Annotated in this window: 22 protein-coding genes; 11 read left to right on the top strand and 11 right to left on the bottom strand. The window is 45.4% G+C overall.

Annotated features, from left to right (window positions below):
• Nucleotides 1-7 precede the first annotated feature (7 nt).
• The 4 genes from CKK19_RS01680 to CKK19_RS01665 form a co-directional block, all read right to left on the bottom strand.
• Nucleotides 8-721, bottom strand: coding sequence for a molecular chaperone (locus CKK19_RS01680; RefSeq protein ID WP_058677403.1), 714 nt, complete (start codon nucleotides 719-721; stop codon nucleotides 8-10).
• 62 nt (nucleotides 722-783) lie between these two features.
• Nucleotides 784-1,332, bottom strand: a complete 549-nt coding sequence (locus CKK19_RS01675; protein WP_063854088.1) for a fimbrial protein — start codon at nucleotides 1,330-1,332, stop codon at nucleotides 784-786.
• Between the two features lie 216 nt (nucleotides 1,333-1,548).
• Nucleotides 1,549-2,136: a hypothetical protein gene (locus CKK19_RS01670; RefSeq protein WP_063854089.1), complete on the bottom strand. Its 588-nt coding sequence runs from the start codon at nucleotides 2,134-2,136 to the stop codon at nucleotides 1,549-1,551.
• A 13-nt stretch (nucleotides 2,137-2,149) separates the two neighbouring features.
• Entirely contained in the window at nucleotides 2,150-2,929 is a 780-nt protein-coding gene (locus CKK19_RS01665; protein ID WP_063854090.1) for an EAL domain-containing protein, read from the bottom strand.
• Between the two features lie 421 nt (nucleotides 2,930-3,350).
• Between CKK19_RS01665 and CKK19_RS01660 the strand changes: the two genes are divergently transcribed.
• Together CKK19_RS01660 and CKK19_RS01655 are read left to right on the top strand one after the other, a co-directional pair.
• Entirely contained in the window at nucleotides 3,351-4,208 is an 858-nt protein-coding gene (locus CKK19_RS01660) for a winged helix-turn-helix domain-containing protein (protein WP_063854091.1), read from the top strand.
• Nucleotides 4,201-4,689 carry a hypothetical protein gene (locus CKK19_RS01655; RefSeq protein WP_063854092.1) on the top strand — a complete coding sequence of 163 codons (489 nt, stop codon included), beginning with the start codon at nucleotides 4,201-4,203 and terminating at the stop codon, nucleotides 4,687-4,689. The genes CKK19_RS01660 and CKK19_RS01655 overlap by 8 nt, the downstream gene beginning before the upstream one ends.
• Nucleotides 4,690-5,205: 516 nt before the next feature.
• Here CKK19_RS01655 and CKK19_RS01650 read toward each other — a convergent pair.
• From CKK19_RS01650 to CKK19_RS01620, 7 genes are all read right to left on the bottom strand, one after another.
• Entirely contained in the window at nucleotides 5,206-5,574 is a 369-nt protein-coding gene (locus CKK19_RS01650) for a TA system toxin CbtA family protein (protein WP_023303149.1), read from the bottom strand.
• 20 nt (nucleotides 5,575-5,594) lie between these two features.
• Nucleotides 5,595-5,921: a type IV toxin-antitoxin system YeeU family antitoxin gene (locus CKK19_RS01645; RefSeq protein ID WP_023303148.1), complete on the bottom strand. Its 327-nt coding sequence runs from the start codon at nucleotides 5,919-5,921 to the stop codon at nucleotides 5,595-5,597.
• 12 nt (nucleotides 5,922-5,933) lie between these two features.
• The gene (radC, locus tag CKK19_RS01640; RefSeq protein WP_023303147.1) at nucleotides 5,934-6,404 is read right to left on the bottom strand and encodes a RadC family protein; all 471 of its coding nucleotides are present in this window, start codon (nucleotides 6,402-6,404) and stop codon (nucleotides 5,934-5,936) included.
• A gap of 65 nt (nucleotides 6,405-6,469) precedes the next feature.
• Nucleotides 6,470-7,291: a DUF932 domain-containing protein gene (locus tag CKK19_RS01635; RefSeq protein ID WP_023303146.1), complete on the bottom strand. Its 822-nt coding sequence runs from the start codon at nucleotides 7,289-7,291 to the stop codon at nucleotides 6,470-6,472.
• A gap of 689 nt (nucleotides 7,292-7,980) precedes the next feature.
• Entirely contained in the window at nucleotides 7,981-8,820 is an 840-nt protein-coding gene (locus tag CKK19_RS01630) for a hypothetical protein (protein ID WP_023303145.1), read from the bottom strand.
• 58 nt (nucleotides 8,821-8,878) lie between these two features.
• On the bottom strand, nucleotides 8,879-9,313 hold the full coding sequence (locus tag CKK19_RS01625; RefSeq protein WP_023303144.1) for a hypothetical protein: 435 nt from the start codon (nucleotides 9,311-9,313) through the stop codon (nucleotides 8,879-8,881).
• A gap of 308 nt (nucleotides 9,314-9,621) precedes the next feature.
• Entirely contained in the window at nucleotides 9,622-10,887 is a 1,266-nt protein-coding gene (locus CKK19_RS01620) for a hypothetical protein (RefSeq protein ID WP_023303143.1), read from the bottom strand.
• A gap of 429 nt (nucleotides 10,888-11,316) precedes the next feature.
• On the opposite strand from CKK19_RS01620, the gene CKK19_RS01615 reads away from it, so the two are divergent.
• From CKK19_RS01615 to CKK19_RS01575, 9 genes are all read left to right on the top strand, one after another.
• Complete coding sequence (locus CKK19_RS01615) at nucleotides 11,317-11,553, top strand: helix-turn-helix transcriptional regulator (RefSeq protein ID WP_023303142.1); 237 nt, start codon at nucleotides 11,317-11,319, stop codon at nucleotides 11,551-11,553.
• Between the two features lie 357 nt (nucleotides 11,554-11,910).
• Nucleotides 11,911-12,555, top strand: a complete 645-nt coding sequence (locus CKK19_RS01610) for an inovirus Gp2 family protein (protein WP_023303141.1) — start codon at nucleotides 11,911-11,913, stop codon at nucleotides 12,553-12,555.
• A 99-nt stretch (nucleotides 12,556-12,654) separates the two neighbouring features.
• The gene (locus tag CKK19_RS01605; RefSeq protein WP_080297790.1) at nucleotides 12,655-13,050 is read left to right on the top strand and encodes a putative zinc ribbon protein; all 396 of its coding nucleotides are present in this window, start codon (nucleotides 12,655-12,657) and stop codon (nucleotides 13,048-13,050) included.
• A gap of 140 nt (nucleotides 13,051-13,190) precedes the next feature.
• Nucleotides 13,191-13,568, top strand: coding sequence for a hypothetical protein (locus CKK19_RS01600; RefSeq protein ID WP_223259293.1), 378 nt, complete (start codon nucleotides 13,191-13,193; stop codon nucleotides 13,566-13,568).
• A 44-nt stretch (nucleotides 13,569-13,612) separates the two neighbouring features.
• A complete protein-coding gene (locus CKK19_RS01595) occupies nucleotides 13,613-14,350 on the top strand; it encodes a HupE/UreJ family protein (protein WP_023303139.1) in 738 nt (245 codons plus the stop codon).
• A 13-nt stretch (nucleotides 14,351-14,363) separates the two neighbouring features.
• On the top strand, nucleotides 14,364-15,053 hold the full coding sequence (locus CKK19_RS01590; RefSeq protein ID WP_023303138.1) for a hypothetical protein: 690 nt from the start codon (nucleotides 14,364-14,366) through the stop codon (nucleotides 15,051-15,053).
• A gap of 149 nt (nucleotides 15,054-15,202) precedes the next feature.
• Nucleotides 15,203-15,565 (top strand): hypothetical protein, encoded by a 363-nt coding sequence (locus tag CKK19_RS01585; protein WP_223826472.1) that lies wholly within the window; start codon nucleotides 15,203-15,205, stop codon nucleotides 15,563-15,565.
• 63 nt (nucleotides 15,566-15,628) lie between these two features.
• Nucleotides 15,629-16,549: a hypothetical protein gene (locus CKK19_RS01580; protein WP_023303136.1), complete on the top strand. Its 921-nt coding sequence runs from the start codon at nucleotides 15,629-15,631 to the stop codon at nucleotides 16,547-16,549.
• A gap of 53 nt (nucleotides 16,550-16,602) precedes the next feature.
• Complete coding sequence (locus CKK19_RS01575; RefSeq protein WP_023303135.1) at nucleotides 16,603-17,361, top strand: hypothetical protein; 759 nt, start codon at nucleotides 16,603-16,605, stop codon at nucleotides 17,359-17,361.
• Nucleotides 17,362-17,418 lie beyond the last annotated feature (57 nt).

Raw genomic sequence — 17,418 nt, 5'->3', positions numbered from 1 at the left:
ACAGACGTTATTGAACAGCAGCAGATTTCGCAGTGACTGCGCCATAATCATTGACGGCGTCAAAGTGAATCGTTTGTCCATGCCTTACCTGCAACGGAAACGACTCAGCATCAAAAGGTGCTATCATTTTCCCTTCGGTCTTTTTTCCATTCGCTTTTACGCCAGAAATAGATACATTCCAGGGCGTTTTATTGATGGCCTGTAATTTCCCGTCTACGGTTTTCCATTCGAGCTTATCCGGAGCTTCAATGGATTTCCCCTGAAGCGCCTGCGGCCGATAAAAAAGTTTTATCCGGGTACGAAAAGCGATTTGTAAAAAATTATCATCTTTCTTTGCACTGTTACGTGCTGGCACTTCAAGCACGTTAAGCCAGAATACTGACTCTTTATCTGAAGGCAGGTGTTTTCCGGTAAAACTGATCTGTAGTGTCTGACCTTTGCCGGGATCAACACGGTTTATCGGGGGCGTCACAATAAAGGGGGCAGTGCTGGTATCCGGAGATTTACTCATAACTCCATCATCAACCCAGCTCTGGATAAGTACGGGGGATTTACCATTATTATTAAGTTTCACACTGACAGAGCGCTCGCCCTGAGAGTAAATCACCCGGGTACCGGTAATAACAATACTGGCTTTCACGGGCGCGCTAAGCAGCACCAGAAAAAGTATGCATAGTGAACTCAGTGTCTGAATAAAAAAAAAGGTATGCTTCCGCTGCATAGGCATAAATCCACCCTCTCTGAAAGGGGGCCGAAGCCCCCTGATTAATAAAGTACGTTGAATTACATGTACTGAATGGAGTAAACCACCTGGCTGATAACTGTCCCGGCAGTGGTTGCAGCATCAGCAAAATACTCAACTGAATAAGGCAGATTTGCACTGCCGGATGAAACATCAACATAAGTTGTGTTGGCAGCCTGATTGCCGTTACCCGCCACAATGACACCTCCAGTAGCAGAGGACTCATCACGCAGCTGCAGGCTGACGCCGGTTGCCGTTCCGGTCTTATTCAGCAGATGTCCGCTGGCTAAATCCACGGTCGGACCTGCTTCAAAGAACGCAGACGCGGTTTTAAGAGTACCCTGGCAGTTAGTCAGCGCGATATTAAAGCCCGTACGCCCCGCAGTCTCACCCAGATTTACCAACTGGTTGGTTCCTACTGTTGGCAGGACAACCGTTGCATTCGCAGCCTGGTTATCAACAACGGCATCACAGGTTGTGGCAGTCAGTTCACCATTAAAAGTAATGGTTCCTGTCGATGCAGCATTCGCAGAACTTACAGTTGCACCCAGAAGAGCAAACAGCGTTAATGCAATAGCACTTTTTTTCATGTCTATATCCTTAGATCATATTTATACACGATAGAGTTGTAATAAGGAGATGTGAAAACATCCTTATCAAACCCCTTACTTAGAATGGTGAAAATCACCAGGCACTACAAAAAAACATAAAGCATTGAGTTATTAATTTTCAGTATTAAGCACATCATCTGTTCAAATAGATGATTTTTGATAATAAATAAAATGAGGCAAACCATGGGACAGTGGTTATAGCATCCCTGTTCTAATTTCACTTAATGCTTTTACTACAAAATGAGCTTCCCCATCACCGTTAACCAACATTTTCTGATAAGCAGAACGTTTGTAATGACTAATTTTCTTAACCCCAGTCCAATACTTAAAGGAATTAAACTGGGCACCGGTTAAGTTAAAATAGTTGAAAATCACCTGTTCCTCTTTTTGGGTAAGAGATATGCCAGGCATAAAACTTACCCTCCCGTACGTCTTAATTACATCTAACATCCGCCATGATGAAAGGCATCTGTTAATTACCAGAAAACCTTTATAACAAAGCGCCATTTCTCTTTTGCCGAGGGTTCTCAGAGAAAAGACAATATTAGTTCTAAAACGCGCAGCGAAATTCCTGATGAGGTTCAAGTCATCCACTGCCAGTATAATGATGCTTTTTTCATTATAGTTTTCAAAAGGAATACCATCAGAAAAACATTCCTGCTGGTTTTGATCTACATAATGACAAAAAACATTTAGATTATTTTCATTCTTTAATAAAAACCCCAACCCATTAAGGTAAAAATAATCATCGGAGATGATAAAAACTGTTTTTTTTACTGTCATGGTATCCGTCCTGTCAGCGGTAGTGTTTTATAAAATCACAAAAAGCAGCTACGGATAAAGGTCGTGAAAAAAAATACCCTTGCATATGTATGATGCCAGCCTTTTCCAGAGCTTCTTTTTGATGTTGATTTTCCACTCCTTCCGCAACAATATGCACCCCGCACAGAGAGGATACTTTTACGATGCCATCAATTAACTTCCGGTAAATTAGTTCAAAGTTCTCTTTTATCTGCGTAACCGAGCGATCCAGTTTTAGAATTGAAACATTACTTACGCCAAAAAATTTCATTGCAGCAGTGTTTATCCCAGCATCATCAATAGCGAACTTCACTCCGATAGAATTATAGAATGCGATAGCATTCAGAATATCACTGGTCGCATCAGTAATATTTCTTTCCACTATCTCAAGCAGGATCACCACATCTGTTTTGAAATAACTCTTAAACCTCACCACCGCATTTCTGATAGTTTGAGAACTTATCTGACCACAGGTGATATTCAGAGAAAAAACAAAGCCCGATGGGATTTCGCCTGCGCCGTCATTTTTCCTTAACAGTTCTGCCGTTTTCAGTAAAAGCTCTCTTGCATAAAAATCTGCACGCTCAGGCACCTCAAGTTCTTCGATATGCAGCTGATTAAGTATGTATCCTTTTTTTGTTTTTACTCTACAGAGGATTTCTGCTCCCACGATACAGTTATCATAAGTATTAATAACAGGCTGAAGGAAAGGCGTAACATCCATTTCACAATTGTAAGAACATTTCTTTTCAAGTGTATCATTCATTATCAGCATGTTTCATACCCTTCTTTTATCTGTATCGCAGTTTTTATCCTTACTTTCGTTTGCTTCAGCGTGTCCGTCTGCAATGAAACAATCATAACTCTGACTTCTAATTTTTTATATAATATATTGCAAAATATATAAATATCAGACAATTCATCTGAGTATATATGCATTATTAATTTTTTTATTCTTTTATATAGAAATAAGGCTCATCATTGAGAGAGTTTTAAAAACCATCAGAATGTATATAAAACATTCATGTCGGAAGGAGAGTTCTATATTTTGATATGATATTTATTGTAAATAACAAAACACTATCATATTCGCGTGACAGATATGTTTAATATGCTAAACTCAGCGCCAAAATCAGTTTCACTATTTCATACAGGTAAAAGTGCCGCAGGTAAGACCTGAAGGATAAGGACGGGTTATGCTCTATATTTTCAATGAGAATATTGTTTATGATGACGCTCAGTGTTCTTTAACTAACTGTAAGAGTTATGACTCGATCCTTCTTCCAGCAACGGCCTCAAGGTTGCTGTCTTTGTTTATCAGATATCAGGGGTCAACTTTAACCCGTGAAGAAATCCTCAATTGCGTATGGGATGAGTACGGTTATAAAGCGTCCAACAATACACTTACACAATATGTATCGTTGATTAGAAAAAATTTTCAGTTACTTGGTGAAACAGCCGATATCATCATCACTATTCCACGTACCGGTTTTGTGATGAACAAAGATGTAGAAGTGAAAATGATCGAACCCGGAGCAGAAAAACAAGACCTGTTGCTTCCGGATAACCGTTCATTCAGTGATGATTTTCTAGCTGACACGGTCGAACAGGGGATGTCTCTTACAGAGACTAATACAGATACAGGCACTGAAGAGGACAGTACGACTTCCATTACAAAAAACAGTAAAAGATTAGTATGGTTTCATGGCCTTAATGCATTGTCATTAATCATGTTCTTACTTATTTGTTATCATATTCAGCTTAAAACTAATGAGATGAAAGTATCCAGGGTATACCAGGTCGGTACGATTGACAGCTGCCCTGTATATATGTTTTTCAGAAGTGCGCATGAACTGCTCCCCGTGAGACTCACCTTAACTGAAAAGATAGCCAGAGAATCAATACCTTGCCTCCCAGGAAGCTTTTATATCTCTCAGCAGGAAGACAGCCTGATTTTTGATGAAGCAGGACGTTTATTCATCAGCAGATGCAGTTATCAGGCTGGCAACAAGAAAAAGTTATCCAGTTGCAAGAGCGTATATAGCCATGAATAAAAAATATAAATTATTAACAATTACTTTATTTGTGTTTTTCTCAGGCATCCTTGTCACTATCAGTAACATGACTAAAAGTGGCAACATTAACTGTTCTGGAACCTTACAAATGAACTCACCGGGCGATCAAGAGTTTCTCTTTAATGGAACCATCAGTGTGGTGATACGACCGGGTACTGAAAGTATTATCAGTATCTTTGGTACTTCGGTATCAGCAAGACAGCCTTCCCCCATCAATACGCATCTCGTTAATCGGGATATAACATTCACGGTCCTGAGCAGAAACAAAAGCGATTTTTACCTGAGTGATATGAAGACAACAGCTCACCCCGGGGACAGCATGACCGAGACAGAGGCCTCTGGGCTGCTTTTCGATATGTTTGATCTGGAAAACAACAGGCTTACCGTTCGAAGATATCTCAATACCTTTGTTTTTGGCGATGTTCCTCTTCCTTTATTTATTTGTGTGAAAAAAAGATAAAATTTTATATCCCTTTAATCGGTTCAAAATGAAATAAGGTGATTTTCGGACGACCATCTTAACGTTGGTGATATGCACATCTCACGGCAGAGTTCAAACCAGAATCCGGTCAACTGGTCCTGCTCCATAACTTTGCGGTACGACGTAACGTATGTCTGTGCTAAATACACTGTGCATATCTTGCCGTTATTCTCGACCTGTTCACAACAGAACGGATAACAAACCAGGCGGGGAGACAAACCAAAGCGATTAGGCGTTTAAATAGAACTTCAGATTGCAACCAAACGAATCCGAAAAGAGATAGCGGGAGAAGTTGAAATGGTGCGATAATAGGAACATAACACAACCCATCCAACCATTGATAAATATACATATTTTCTTGTTTCATCTTTATAAATGCCCCCTTTTGTGCCCCCACCTTGTTTTTCATGCGACTCGATGAGGTTTTCATTGAGTCGCCAATCTCACCAGTTTCTTCACAAACCGTGCAAATCTTCTCGGCTCTTGAAGACCCCCTCACTGCCGCGAATGACTAAGAACAATATTACTTACTTCCCGATAAGAGCAACTTTTCATTAATCCACATGCTCTTCTGGCATGAAGGATATCTGTCACGGTCAAATATGGTACTTGTCCCTGTGAGCTAAATCCTCTGCGATCAATGCGAACCAGTTCGTACTTATCTACCAGGAAGTTGACTGCATCGGCCAGGATAATCCCAGCATCAATATGTTCCTTAATTACAGTTTCATCACTGAACGGCGTGTCGTTCAGTGTCAGACCATAGTGCTGTTCAAGCAGACGAGTAAGTAACATTTGCCAGACTGCAACGGGCGACAGGCAGGGCTTCGCCGCCCGCGAAATTGTAGCAGGTAGATTTTTCATGTTTGCTCTCGTGAAATTTGTTAGCGTTGAGTGGGATAAATGGCGATGTATACGTAGCCGCAACTACCAAGGGTATCGGCTTCGCAGGTGAAACCGTTGTGGTACAGAGTGACACAGTGGGCATGGCGAGAATTCATTTCACCAGTGGTCAGCATCGATTCCATCTGACGGATAAAATGCGGAAATACGATATCCAACTTCAGGCATTCGGCGTCACTGAACTTACCGGTGATACTAGCCCGGTCAGCCAGATAGTGCAGCCGGTTGCCTTCCTGAACTAATCTGACTCCAAGCCGTGGAACAATATCGCTTTTTATCCCCCATTCATGGGCTGGTATTAATGACATGAAAACCTTCCTTTAAAGCAAACTAAGTTCAGCAAAAGACACCACCTCGTTTCCGATTACAAGATGATCCAGCACGCGCACTTCCACCAGTGCCAGCGCTTTCATAATCCTCTGAGTAATATGTTTATCCTGCTGGCTGATTTCTGTCGTACCAGACGGGTGGTTGTGAGCCAGAATGACCGCAGCAGCGTTATGTCTCAGGGCTGATTTAACCACTTCGCGGGGATGCACTTCGGTATGGCTGAGCGTGCCGGTAAACAGTGTTTCTCGTCCCAGCAGGCAGTGTTGATTATCGAGATACATCACGATGAAGACTTCCCTCTCCAGGTGCGCCATCTGCAGTTGCAGCCAGGTTTTTGTGAGGCTGGTGGAGGTAAATGACTCACTCGGTTGACGCAGGTATTTCTCAACCAGTCGTAATGCCCTTCGCATTACGCGCTGCTCGTTTACCGGAAACACCGGCGATAAATTGGATACAGACATAATGGTTCCTTAAAACAAAAGGCCCCGCTGGTTTTTTAGCGGGGCCTGAAGAATGATAAAAAGTTTCATGACGCGAGATGCAACATATTCTCGGCCATCACCCACAGAGCACGATTGAGCTTCACATCTCCGTCGATACCGTTTACCGAACGGGTATGAGCACGCTTACCGCTGATCGTGCGCCCCGAAAGACCACCTTTAATCAGGTTTTCCTGAATACGCTGGTAAGTGGTCCACAGGTCGTTGCTCTCGTCCTGCCAGCGACGTGGCGAAAGTATCTGCGATTCCGTCACCGGTTGATGCTCTTCACCAAAGCGATAGGTTAATGCTGCTTTCGCCATTGCCTGCTGTGCGGGTGGCGGCAACAAAAGCGACTGCATGGCATCGCGTTTCTCTTCTACGCGGTCAAATATCCCCAGTACTTCGTAGGCTCCTTCAATGACTTTCTCGACTACGTTGCCTTTGTGCGGCACCCGCACCTCACCGAAACTCTCCCCGCATACCAGCCCGTTCTGGCATACGGCACGAAATAACCCCGGCAGCATCTGGTAAGAGCTGGAACCATCATGGCTGTTCAACAGGATAATTTCTGGCACCTGTTTGCCGGTAATTTGTCCTTCCCGGCGCAGACGAAGCATGTGTTTCGTGTGCTCTCGTTTACTTTCATCCCGGACGCGGGTCTGGCAGGCAAAGAACGGACGAAACCCTTCACGTTGAAGGTTATTCAGCAAAGTAATAGTGGGAATGTAGGTGTAGCGTTCGCTCCGGGATTCATGCTTTTCTTCGCTGAAGACGCTTGGCACATAATGGGCCAGTTCGTCGCGGGTTAATGGGCGGTCACGACGTACAAGGTTGACTGCACCAAAGCGGCTGGCTAAACGTGTCATAGTTAATTCCTTTAAAAATGGGCATAAAAAAGCCACTCCACTGGAGTGGCTTCGGATGGAAGATAAATTATTCAGGGAGAAGCTGGTGGCTGGTCTTGCTGTGGCGACAGTTCACTGTCAGGTAATGTCGGCGGAGTTAGCTTGTCGATCTGGTAATGTTGTAATCGCTGCAGAATAAAGGGTTTACTGTACTGGAAGTATCGAAGACACCATTCGTACTTCACGACTCGCCTTATGATCAGAGGCAAGCGTTCATACGCTTTGCTGCACACCGATAAAACAAAGGCATCATCATTAATTCTGTCCTCTGCTATTGCAGCCAGCCCTTTGATAAAGGAGCGCTTCAGCTTTTGTCGAGAATTAGCTTTCAGGTGAACGTCGGAAGGCGATAGTACGTGTGATCCAGGAGCTTGCACACAAACCGTGTTGCCAGATAGGGGCTTTTTCAGGCAAGAGTGGCGAGTTTTTTTATGAGCCTTATCAGGCTAAGGGTCATCAGGCTGGCTCCCAATGTTTGGCATACGACCGACTTACTCCTTAGCAGAGTGAGTCCTGCAACGCTAAAAACAACGGGCCAGGTCAGATCCAGTGATTGTGTATCTATATCGTCAGGGAATTTCGGGTATTTCATAGGACTGTCCATAATACGTCCGGTATCGCGGGTAGCGTATACCGGACCGGGTAAATAATTAGGGGAGATCGACGGAAGCTATTTCCTCAGAAGCGTTTGTGGGACCACTGTAAACGCCGACGTATTCATTTAGAGGGAAGATAATTACTGCATTATTCTTCGGATCAAAAGTGCAACCATTTAATCCTGCAATTGCAGCAGTTTTCCCTGAGTTTTTATTTTTCACAATCAGTTTATTGTCTGCACAGTTGCTGGCTTTAACAAAACTCACTACATAACCGTCCTGCTCAGCGACGGTTTCAGTCGTCGTTAGTTTTGGCTCAGGGCTACGTCCTGTCTGCCCACTTACGCGCTCGCGGCTGTAAGGAACATATTGAACAGCGTCGTTACGCATGGTTGGCGGGTCGTTGTTCATGCTCAGGTAAACAGGGCAGTCAGCAGCGCCCACTGCACAGCTCTTACTGAAAATAGTACGAGACGGCCAGCCTTTAGTGCCAATGTAGGCTGCACCAGTTTCATCCAGGCAGTAAGTTTCCTCCCATGCATAGTCTTTATTTTGGCCCGGCATGGTGCGGGTGGTAATAAGGCAGGTCAGAGCTTTCACTGGCTTACCGTCGTAGCGGATAAAGTTTTGCTCCAGCGGTGCACCCGGGTACAGCAGGGGCGATATGTTTGCAGCCGCAGCCTTATTTTGCGCATCAACCGAAGCACTGGCCTTTCCGCTATGTTTTACGTTCACGGCCTCGTTGTTCATGTCCCGCAGCATTTCGCCGCCTTTTTCTGTCAGAAAGAAGGTATAGCGCTCAGGATGAATGTTCCCCTGAATAGTGATAGCAGAGCTGAATGCCGGGAGCGAAAGGGTGCAGACTAAAACCAGGCGTGAAATGAATGTCGCCATAAAAGATATCCTTACTGATGATTAACAATGTGGGAGCATGAGTTACTGGAAGGGGTGATTAATGGCTGATGCAGTCTTCCCAGTTGAGGTCCGACAGAGCGTCCCTGAGCCCTGCGGTTTTGAACGGGTGAGATACGGGTTTATTCATCCGGGTGATTTCAATTTGCCCATGGTTGCCTGTGTTTTTGAGCGCTATAAAAGCCGCCTCATCTAGCGGGTAATGAACAGCGTTGATATTGATTCCCATGGATTCTTGTCCATTATCTGGTATATCCATTGGCTCCTTATCAGACCCGCTGTAGCTCACTATCAAATTGCTGTCCCGGCAGGTGATCGTCATACGTTCTCCGGCGCTATTGTCGGCGTTAAGTTCAAACTCCATCGCATTGACAGTGCCAAACCAGTTGCCCCATTGCTGCTCCTGGCCCATGGCGTGCACAACACAGCTAAACAATGTTGCACCGAAAAGAAGTACAGATGTGATCTTCAACATAGAAATTCCTTACTATTGTTTTACAAACGAAAAATGGCCTTTTGTAGTACAAAGGGCCATTCGATCGTATGCATTTTGTCCGGGGCGGGATAATCGTTATTACTGATCAGTTACCAGGAATTGATCGTTATTATCTATGCAAATAACGATCAATAATTCACTATCGATAGGTAGTGACTATCATTATTTGAAGTATCGATCGGTGTTGCAGATCAATGCGGTGAGACACTCCAGAATCTGTCCGGAATGATCTCACCGTGGTAATACAGGTCTGAAAAAAAATGGGATGCGTCAGAACGCGGGGATGCTCAGTCTTCGTCCTTGTCACCTTCCATCATCGCTTTTTGCAACCTCGTCCAGATTTTTTTTGAGGTTGAGCCCGGATTTTTATCTGGCATCGGTGCTGAGTGTTCATCACTGCGAGGTAATTTCCCCATACGTTTCAGAGCTTCCCCAATGGAAATATGCGTAACCTGGCCATCGCTGGAATTATCAGTAGGAGAGGCGTGCAGTACCGTTGCATTATGAGTTTGACAGTCCTTTTCTTCCTTTTCCGTTATTTCATTGACCGGAGCATATTGGCTATAGGACTGTATTTCCGGTATGAAGGACATGTTACTGATAGTAGCAAGCTCGGTAAGTGTTGTGACTGTAAATGGTTCAGAAACGGGATTGGGCGCGGATGTTTTATTCTTTATCCGGGCACGCAAAGATGCTTTTCTTTCTCTGGTATCAGAAGTTGCTCTGTACTGATGTACCTGCCATGCCTTTTTAAAACGTTGCATAAATAGTTCATCTTTTAAAAACAAATAAATGAACAAAAAATAAAACTTAACAGCCATGTATTTTTCAAAGGAGCCTGACGGCCTCAGCATGGACAGCATACTGCTGTTAGTAAAAGGTGCCGGATTGGTTTCTCCTGTATAATGCCCCTCACGGTCTTTTCTCCGGGTATTCATTCGACTTCTATCTTTCTGAATGTATTTCCATGCCCAGTCGCATTTTTTCTTGCTTTTTGGTGAAAGAGGGAAATTTATACTCGAAGGATAAATTTCCTCCCACTTGTTACGAATCTGGCGCATCAGATCGAGCCTGGCTTTAAGGGTCGCAGGTGCACGGTCAAAAAAATCCTCTATAACTGATAGACGCTCTTTATTATCGACAGGGTAAGCATCCAGTTCCAGTTTATTGTAAAGGGAATCATGTATATTGGGATAGCGTTGGTTCCTTATTCTACCAACTATAAAAACGTCCAACTCAAGCAATTTGAATGAATCGTGTATCTGGCTTTTGATAAACAGCCATGTGAAGTAGCAAGCATCAGGTGATTTTTTTACCCAAGAAAATTCAGATGCGGGTATCTGGAGTGATTTAAACTCATTAAAATCTATTGTGTAGATCCTCTTAACCTCATTATCTTTTATCAGTCGCACAGCCTGATTAATTGCCTCTTCAGCGATTTCAATATTACTGCCAAATATGTCATCTGCATTGTAAATGTTTTTAGTTGATGCCAGTTTATTGGTCAGTATGGCCAGATCCTGATCAGATAGATACCACAAGAATAATCTCATGGCCCTCCTGTTATTTATTATTGCACTGTGCAGTGAATTTTCCACAAGTTACGTCCTGTAATACGTTTCGATTAAATTTCAATCATCATAAGGTCAGGTATAAAAATAGTCAAAAAAGAAGAGTGAAAACTAGTTATTTTCATAGCTATAAACGTAGTTTTTTATGTAGTAAAAAATGTAGTACATGACTGGCCTGTAAGTCTCGTAACGTCAGGGCTTTTACCATATTTATGGATGTGATTTCAGCATGGATTTCTGCTTCCAGTTTATCAAAGTGTGACGACAGGGTGACTTCTGAGCATCTGCAGTAAAAGGTTGCAGCTTTTCAAATGCTGCCCAGATCACTGGGAATGTAAAATCGTACATACGCGACCAATGACATGAAAGGATGCCGACCGGTGTCCTCCTGATAAATTACGGAAACATGTCATGAGCACTATTAATATTCACGAAGATAAATTCGTTAGCATGCAGTTCATTACTGAACTGACAGGGTTATCTGATAAATGGTTTTATAAGCTGGTGCATGAAGGTAAGTTTCCAAAGCCGGTGAAGTTTGGTCGCAGCTCCCGCTGGATTGAAAGTGAAGTAAAAGAGTGGATCGAGGAGAGGATTAAATTATCGCGTTCTGGTTCTATTGTAATCTTTAATGAGGAAAACAAGTAAGCCCTTTCCTTATGAAAAACCAGCTAACTTCGGAGTGAATTCTAAATATAGAATGTGAATATCTCCTGGAATTCAGCGGTCGTTTAATACACCAGTTGTGTTGGTATGGTAATATATACTCATCAGTACATACCTGCTATACATGCGTAATATAAACATCAACACCAAGCATCACACTAAAATAAGCAACAATAATTACCACATAAACTTCATTAATATCACATCAGTGATATATGTCCGATACGTTTATCAGTTAAACATGGCATCTACACTCTAACAATCTGAAGTGATATCACTCCCATCCTTTAAAACATTATGGCATCAGCAATGATGCTCTTCATTCTGAGAAAAGAAACAATGAATAATATCTATACACTCAATATGAACCATGCACCATTCAACACTCATTACTTACATCGATTGTCGAATGTCATTCATAACGCTGTGCGTGAACATCCAAGAACAACAGCCATTCGTGTTGACCTTCATGTACCCAATTATAAAGATACCGGTGATAGCATTTCTTGCATCATCGATATGAATAAAGGACTCATGTCCCGTTTTATTGAAGCACTTGATGCCCGTATACAGATATTCCTGAAGAACAAAAGTAAAAATGGCATGAGAGTCTATCCGTGCCATTTACGCTACGCCTGGGTTAAAGAAATTGATAAAGATAAAAGTGATAAACCACACTGGCATGTGGTGTTATTCCTCAATAAGGATGCCTTTCTCGGTCTCGGTGATTATACGGGGAATGATTATAACGTGGCCTCTATGATTCAGGCTGCATGGTTGAGCGCTTTAAAGCTACCTTTAGCTACTGAATATTTAACGCTGATTCACTTCCCTGATAATCCCTGTTATCACCTGAATATCAATAATCCTCCAGCCTACTCTGAGTCATATAACGGTTTAATGTACCGCCTTAGCTATCTGGCAAAGGAACGTACGAAAGTATACAGCAATGAGGAACGGTCATTTGGCTGTAGCCAGTCTTGATCGAACAGGGGCTGGTCAGGGTGTTACCGCCAGCCACATCTCTCAACCAAACACAAAGCCAGCTAACCATGCTGGCTTTTTTATTTTTCTCCGGAGTTCATGATGAATTACTTCGTTTTAGCCACTCATGCCGTCACCGCAAAGGGCGAATGGGTTACACCAGAATCTGTTCAACAGGTTGATTTTGATTCAATGTATTGTATTTACTGCAAACTGCAGATCGGCGTTCAAGTTGATCCACTGACATCTACAAAAACGTTTGTGCACCTACCGGGACATATCAACAATGTTGCTCGGCTCAAAACATGTCGATTTAACAAGCTACAAACAGCACCAGAGCAAACCTCGCTAAAAATCATCCCAACTTCGGAAAAGCCCATTCGACCTACCAACACGAAGATAAGGCAATGGCGATGCTGCTGGTGCCATGTTTGTTGGCATGGAGAGAAGATATGTCCTCAATGTGCTGACTGGATCTATGCAACTGATGTGTAAGAGCTGTATCGATTGCTTGACGCCAAAAAGCGGAAGTTATGCCAAGTAATTATTAAAACAACATCCGGCTCCAAAAGACCTATTGAAATGCGGTCAGCAAAACAGATACATTACGCACGTTGTTACCTTGTATCACCAGGATGTCGTTGACTGTGTTTTTTAGCCGTGAAGTCATTTCCAGAATCGTGCTTATCATCATGGCTGTTGCCGTGCTGAGCAGTTCGCTTATGGCAAAACCACAGGCTATGTATAACGTTCAGGATACAACGTCTGTCAGTGAGCATCAGCACGACAGCGATGAGCCGCTGAATGAACACGATCCGCTACTGTTCCACTCGCACGGTAATGTGCATCACCTCAATGCCGATCATTCCCACGATCTGAACAAGCTCTTCACTCTGACTGCCTTGCAGGCCTGGAACGCAGGTATGCGCGCGACGTTTGCACTGAGTTCAGAACAAATTCTGCGAATGCCACAGGCCACCCCCGAACGCCCTCCGAGATCCCTGTCTGCGTAATAACTGCTGTTAATTCGTTATTATTCAAACTGTAAGGATTTTGTATGAACACCTGCCTTAATTTACAAGGCCGGTTGAGCGGTGGCCTGTTTTCGACTCAGGCGCGTTCGGCTTGTCTGTTTTTCTTATTGTTATTGCTTTTCTACAGCCAGGGTGCGGCCGCACATGGCGTAGCCGAAGGCGACAAAGGGTACATTCAGGAAATCACCGGGATTAACATCATCCCGTTTATCTACCTTGGCGCGAAGCACATGGTCACCGGCTACGATCATCTGCTATTTCTGTTCGGCGTGATTTTCTTTCTCTACAAAATGCGTGATATCGGGCTGTACGTCAGCCTGTTTGCTATCGGGCACTCCACGACGCTGCTTATTGGTACGTTCTTTGATATCAGCGTCAGCGCCTATCTCATTGATGCCATTATCGGACTGTCCGTGGTCTACAAAGCCCTTGATAACCTTGGCGCATTCCAGCGCTGGTTTGGCTTTCAGCCTAATACGAAGATGGCTACGCTTATCTTTGGTTTCTTCCATGGCTTTGGCCTGGCGACCAAAATCAAGGAGTTCGAAATTTCCCCCGATGGCCTTTTCGTCAACCTGATTGCCTTCAATGTCGGGGTCGAGATAGGTCAGCTTCTGGCGCTGAGCGCCATCCTTATCATCATGAGTTACTGGCGGCAGACGGCGAGCTTTTTCCGCCATGCCTACACCGCCAACGTAGTGATGATGAGCGCCGGTTTCCTGTTAATGAGTTACCAGATTTGTGGCTACATTTTAGCCTGAGGGAGAAAAGAGAATGTATAACACCGATTTACCGACCCGCGCAGAGCTGCCGTCTGCGATGAAGCTGATGCAGTCCACTATTCTGGCGGCTATCGTCGCTTTGACGCTGCTGATAACCATCGTGATGCCTTCAGAATACGGTATCGATCCAACGGGCGTTGGCCGTCTGCTGGGCCTTAAACAGATGGGCGAAATCAAAACGCAGCTGGCGGAGGAAGCCGCCACGGACAAACAGGCGAGTACGAGCCAGTGGGGACAGTCAACCACTCCGGTGAATGAACGTCCGGTGCCGGATAACCCGCCGACAATCACGCAAAACAACTATCCGGAGCTGAGCGTTCCGGCGACAACTCGTGCGCCAGAAGCCCCAACTGCCGGTTCTCAGCGCAATCAGCTGTTAATTACTCTGAAACCGAATGAGGCGGCTGAAGTTAAGATGGAAATGCGTAAGGATGCCCGGGTGACTTACCAGTGGACAAGCTCTGGACCTGTCAACGTGGATGCACACGGCGATCCGGTTAACGCACCGAAAGGGTTTTACCACGGCTATGGTAAGGACCGGCAGATAACCTCAAGGGATGGTGTGTTGCAGGCCGCCTTTGACGGTAAGCACGGCTGGTTCTGGCGAAATCGTGGTTCACAAACGATTACTATCCAGCTTGATACCAATGGCGAATACCAGAGCATTAAGCGCGTAATCTGATTAATCAGGCCCGCATTATGCGGGCCTTTTTACACACTTCGGCAATACAAGACTTTACACTCCAGCCTCTTACATCCCCCCCAGGGGGATGCTAATATTTTTAAACCGTTGTCACTGTCCATTGAGAGAAGCACTCAGCGATGTACCTGATGTTTAAACGTTCACCCCGTTATATTCTGATGATTGTCATCATGGCCGTTGGCATGATGATGTCGTCGATGGGCACGTTTGCGTCACACGGTACCAACGGCCTGACAGGTTACGAGATGAATCTGCATGATGCAGAAGTCACCATGACAGTGCAGGATCACTCCCACGACTCGGATATCCCTCAGTCTGGTCACGCAGGCCATCATCAGACAGACCATTTCCATGAAACCCCTCAGCAGCCGCCCTCTGTGGAGATCACCCTCTCTCCTATAGCAGACAGATGGTTGCCGCTCGCCGATCTTCGCAGCCCGGTTAAGGCTACGGACATAATTTACCGCCCTCCAAGCACCCGCAAGATCTGATCGCTGTTGCCGGTAGCAGTTTGCTGCCTGGCGTTTACCAACTTCAGATTTAGCGGAGAAGCTATGTACACAGACTCCATACAGGCGCGTCGTGAGATTGCGCGTAATTTTACTGAACTTAATTATCGCATTAACCCTCTGCACTGGCAGACACTGTGCATGGGCGTGAATCGCGATCTCCAGGCCAAAAAACTGCGTCCGAACGTCCCTGTTCCTTCGCGGCGTAAGGTCATTCCGTTCCTGAAAATGATGCACAAAGAAACGGGTTCGATGCTGAAAGCTATTCTTGCTTTTGGTTTCGATGGTCCCTGGACCTCCAGCGGTGGTTCTTTTCGTCTGGCGCGAGAAATTGGGTTCGACATTGCCCACCATGCGAAAAATATTCACCACAAAAACGGTACCGTCACCTTCCTTGAAATTGGTGCTGCCTGGGCAGGTTTTCGTGCTGAAGAAGCGACCAGCCATCAGGCGACGATTTCCGGGCTTGCCCAGAGTTTCAGGGAGCAGCTTGGGGAGAGTGCATTCCTGCATTTCACCAATCTCACGCCATGGCACGAATCGCTGCCAAAGGGGGTGACTGAGCATCCCTACGTGACGGCAGCCGGTCTCTGCGCACTGGAAAATCGCGGCGTTCAGGCCGGTGGGGTCGATATTATTTATTCCCAGGCCGCAGCCTATTTCGAGCAGGACTACACAACGTTCCTTCGCAGCGCAGCCCGTCTGCTGAAAGGGGATGGCGTCTTAATCTTCAACCATGATCCTGTTCTGGCGAGCGCGATGGATGAAGTCGCGTGGGAGCACGGACTGCGGCTGGTCAGACGTAAGCAAATGGGCGGAATGAATGGCGCGATTGCCCGTTATCACCGGCTTCGTTCATCCCCAGTGAGTCAAATGGTTTTCCCCGGCGTAAACCGGGAACAGGACGATGAAGTGGTCTGTGAATCACTGGTTATGTCGGCACTTCGTCGCAGCGTGGAGGTGTAACGCCCGATATGTTGACGCGCAGACATTTTCTCACCACCACAGGAGCGTTGCTGATGACAACATTACTGCCGGGGGAAACCCTGGCAGCCTCTCTGGCCGAAAAAGTCAGTGATACATGGCAAAGAATTATTGCTCGCCGCACTGCTAAGGAGACGATAACGCCGGGCTGGATTTTGCAGTCGCTCGGGCTTCAGCCGGGCTCAACGGAACTGCGGAGAGCCATTTTTGAACTGGTCAGGCGCGTGCCCTATCAGCTTGGGTCATGGAATAACCAAAGCATGAGCCTGTTTGAGCAGGGTTTTGGCGACTGTCGTCATAAAGCCGCCGCGGCCGAACGATTGCTGGTTGCCGGTGGGATTACGGCGAAGAGAAAACTGGTGCAGTTTGACTGGGCTGATTTACCCGTTCCTCCGGAAATACTGGCTATTTTGCCGCAAACCCAGGGATTTCATGACACAGTAACTTTTGAGTTAAACGGGAAAACCTGCCTGTTTGATGCCACCTGGGATATCGCCCTGCGCGGCGCGGGCTTCCCGGTGATGCCTTCCTGGGATGGCAACTCTGATACCTGGTCGGTGACCTCCCGGATGTCGACGCAGCAAACCGTACAGATGCCACAGCCCGGTCAGGATATTTACAGCGCTAACCAGATGAGCTGGCCTCAGCGCGAGAAAACCATGGCCTTCAATCAGGCGCTGAATAGCTGGCTGGACGACGTTCGGGCTAACCGTGATGACTGGTGCACCATCGTCCATAGCGATGTTGAAGCCACGCGGCTGAGTCTGAAAACCTGCCTGGGACTTCTGAGTTAACACCTTTCTCGTCAGAAGGGGCTTCGCAAGGAAGCGGTGATAACACCTTCGACACTC

The sequence above is a fragment of the Enterobacter sp. CCUG 70166 genome (assembly GCF_020224095.1).
GTDB classification, from domain to species: Bacteria; Pseudomonadota; Gammaproteobacteria; order Enterobacterales; family Enterobacteriaceae; genus Enterobacter; species Enterobacter intestinihominis.
The sequence above is the reverse complement of the archived record's forward strand: the minus strand, read 5'-3'. Positions and strand labels throughout refer to the sequence as shown.

Excerpts from the sequence above, each read along its gene's own strand:
- CKK19_RS01630 (WP_023303145.1), bottom strand. The coding sequence starts at position 8,820 with ATGGCGACATTCATTTCACGCCTGGTTTTAGTCTGCACCCTTTCGCTC.
- CKK19_RS01585 (WP_223826472.1), top strand. The coding sequence starts at position 15,203 with ATGTTTAAACGTTCACCCCGTTATATTCTGATGATTGTCATCATGGCC.
- CKK19_RS01615 (WP_023303142.1), top strand. The coding sequence starts at position 11,317 with ATGAGCACTATTAATATTCACGAAGATAAATTCGTTAGCATGCAGTTC.
- CKK19_RS01590 (WP_023303138.1), top strand. The coding sequence starts at position 14,364 with ATGTATAACACCGATTTACCGACCCGCGCAGAGCTGCCGTCTGCGATG.
- CKK19_RS01575 (WP_023303135.1), top strand. The coding sequence starts at position 16,603 with ATGACAACATTACTGCCGGGGGAAACCCTGGCAGCCTCTCTGGCCGAA.
- CKK19_RS01595 (WP_023303139.1), top strand. The coding sequence starts at position 13,613 with ATGAACACCTGCCTTAATTTACAAGGCCGGTTGAGCGGTGGCCTGTTT.
- CKK19_RS01670 (WP_063854089.1), bottom strand. The coding sequence starts at position 2,136 with ATGACAGTAAAAAAAACAGTTTTTATCATCTCCGATGATTATTTTTAC.
- CKK19_RS01620 (WP_023303143.1), bottom strand. The coding sequence starts at position 10,887 with ATGAGATTATTCTTGTGGTATCTATCTGATCAGGATCTGGCCATACTG.
- CKK19_RS01650 (WP_023303149.1), bottom strand. The coding sequence starts at position 5,574 with ATGAAAAATCTACCTGCTACAATTTCGCGGGCGGCGAAGCCCTGCCTG.
- radC (WP_023303147.1), bottom strand. The coding sequence starts at position 6,404 with ATGTCTGTATCCAATTTATCGCCGGTGTTTCCGGTAAACGAGCAGCGC.
- CKK19_RS01675 (WP_063854088.1), bottom strand. The coding sequence starts at position 1,332 with ATGAAAAAAAGTGCTATTGCATTAACGCTGTTTGCTCTTCTGGGTGCA.
- CKK19_RS01655 (WP_063854092.1), top strand. The coding sequence starts at position 4,201 with ATGAATAAAAAATATAAATTATTAACAATTACTTTATTTGTGTTTTTC.
- CKK19_RS01610 (WP_023303141.1), top strand. The coding sequence starts at position 11,911 with ATGAATAATATCTATACACTCAATATGAACCATGCACCATTCAACACT.
- CKK19_RS01635 (WP_023303146.1), bottom strand. The coding sequence starts at position 7,291 with ATGACACGTTTAGCCAGCCGCTTTGGTGCAGTCAACCTTGTACGTCGT.
- CKK19_RS01600 (WP_223259293.1), top strand. The coding sequence starts at position 13,191 with ATGTCGTTGACTGTGTTTTTTAGCCGTGAAGTCATTTCCAGAATCGTG.
- CKK19_RS01665 (WP_063854090.1), bottom strand. The coding sequence starts at position 2,929 with ATGCTGATAATGAATGATACACTTGAAAAGAAATGTTCTTACAATTGT.
- CKK19_RS01680 (WP_058677403.1), bottom strand. The coding sequence starts at position 721 with ATGCAGCGGAAGCATACCTTTTTTTTTATTCAGACACTGAGTTCACTA.
- CKK19_RS01660 (WP_063854091.1), top strand. The coding sequence starts at position 3,351 with ATGCTCTATATTTTCAATGAGAATATTGTTTATGATGACGCTCAGTGT.
- CKK19_RS01580 (WP_023303136.1), top strand. The coding sequence starts at position 15,629 with ATGTACACAGACTCCATACAGGCGCGTCGTGAGATTGCGCGTAATTTT.
- CKK19_RS01645 (WP_023303148.1), bottom strand. The coding sequence starts at position 5,921 with ATGTCATTAATACCAGCCCATGAATGGGGGATAAAAAGCGATATTGTT.
- CKK19_RS01605 (WP_080297790.1), top strand. The coding sequence starts at position 12,655 with ATGATGAATTACTTCGTTTTAGCCACTCATGCCGTCACCGCAAAGGGC.
- CKK19_RS01625 (WP_023303144.1), bottom strand. The coding sequence starts at position 9,313 with ATGTTGAAGATCACATCTGTACTTCTTTTCGGTGCAACATTGTTTAGC.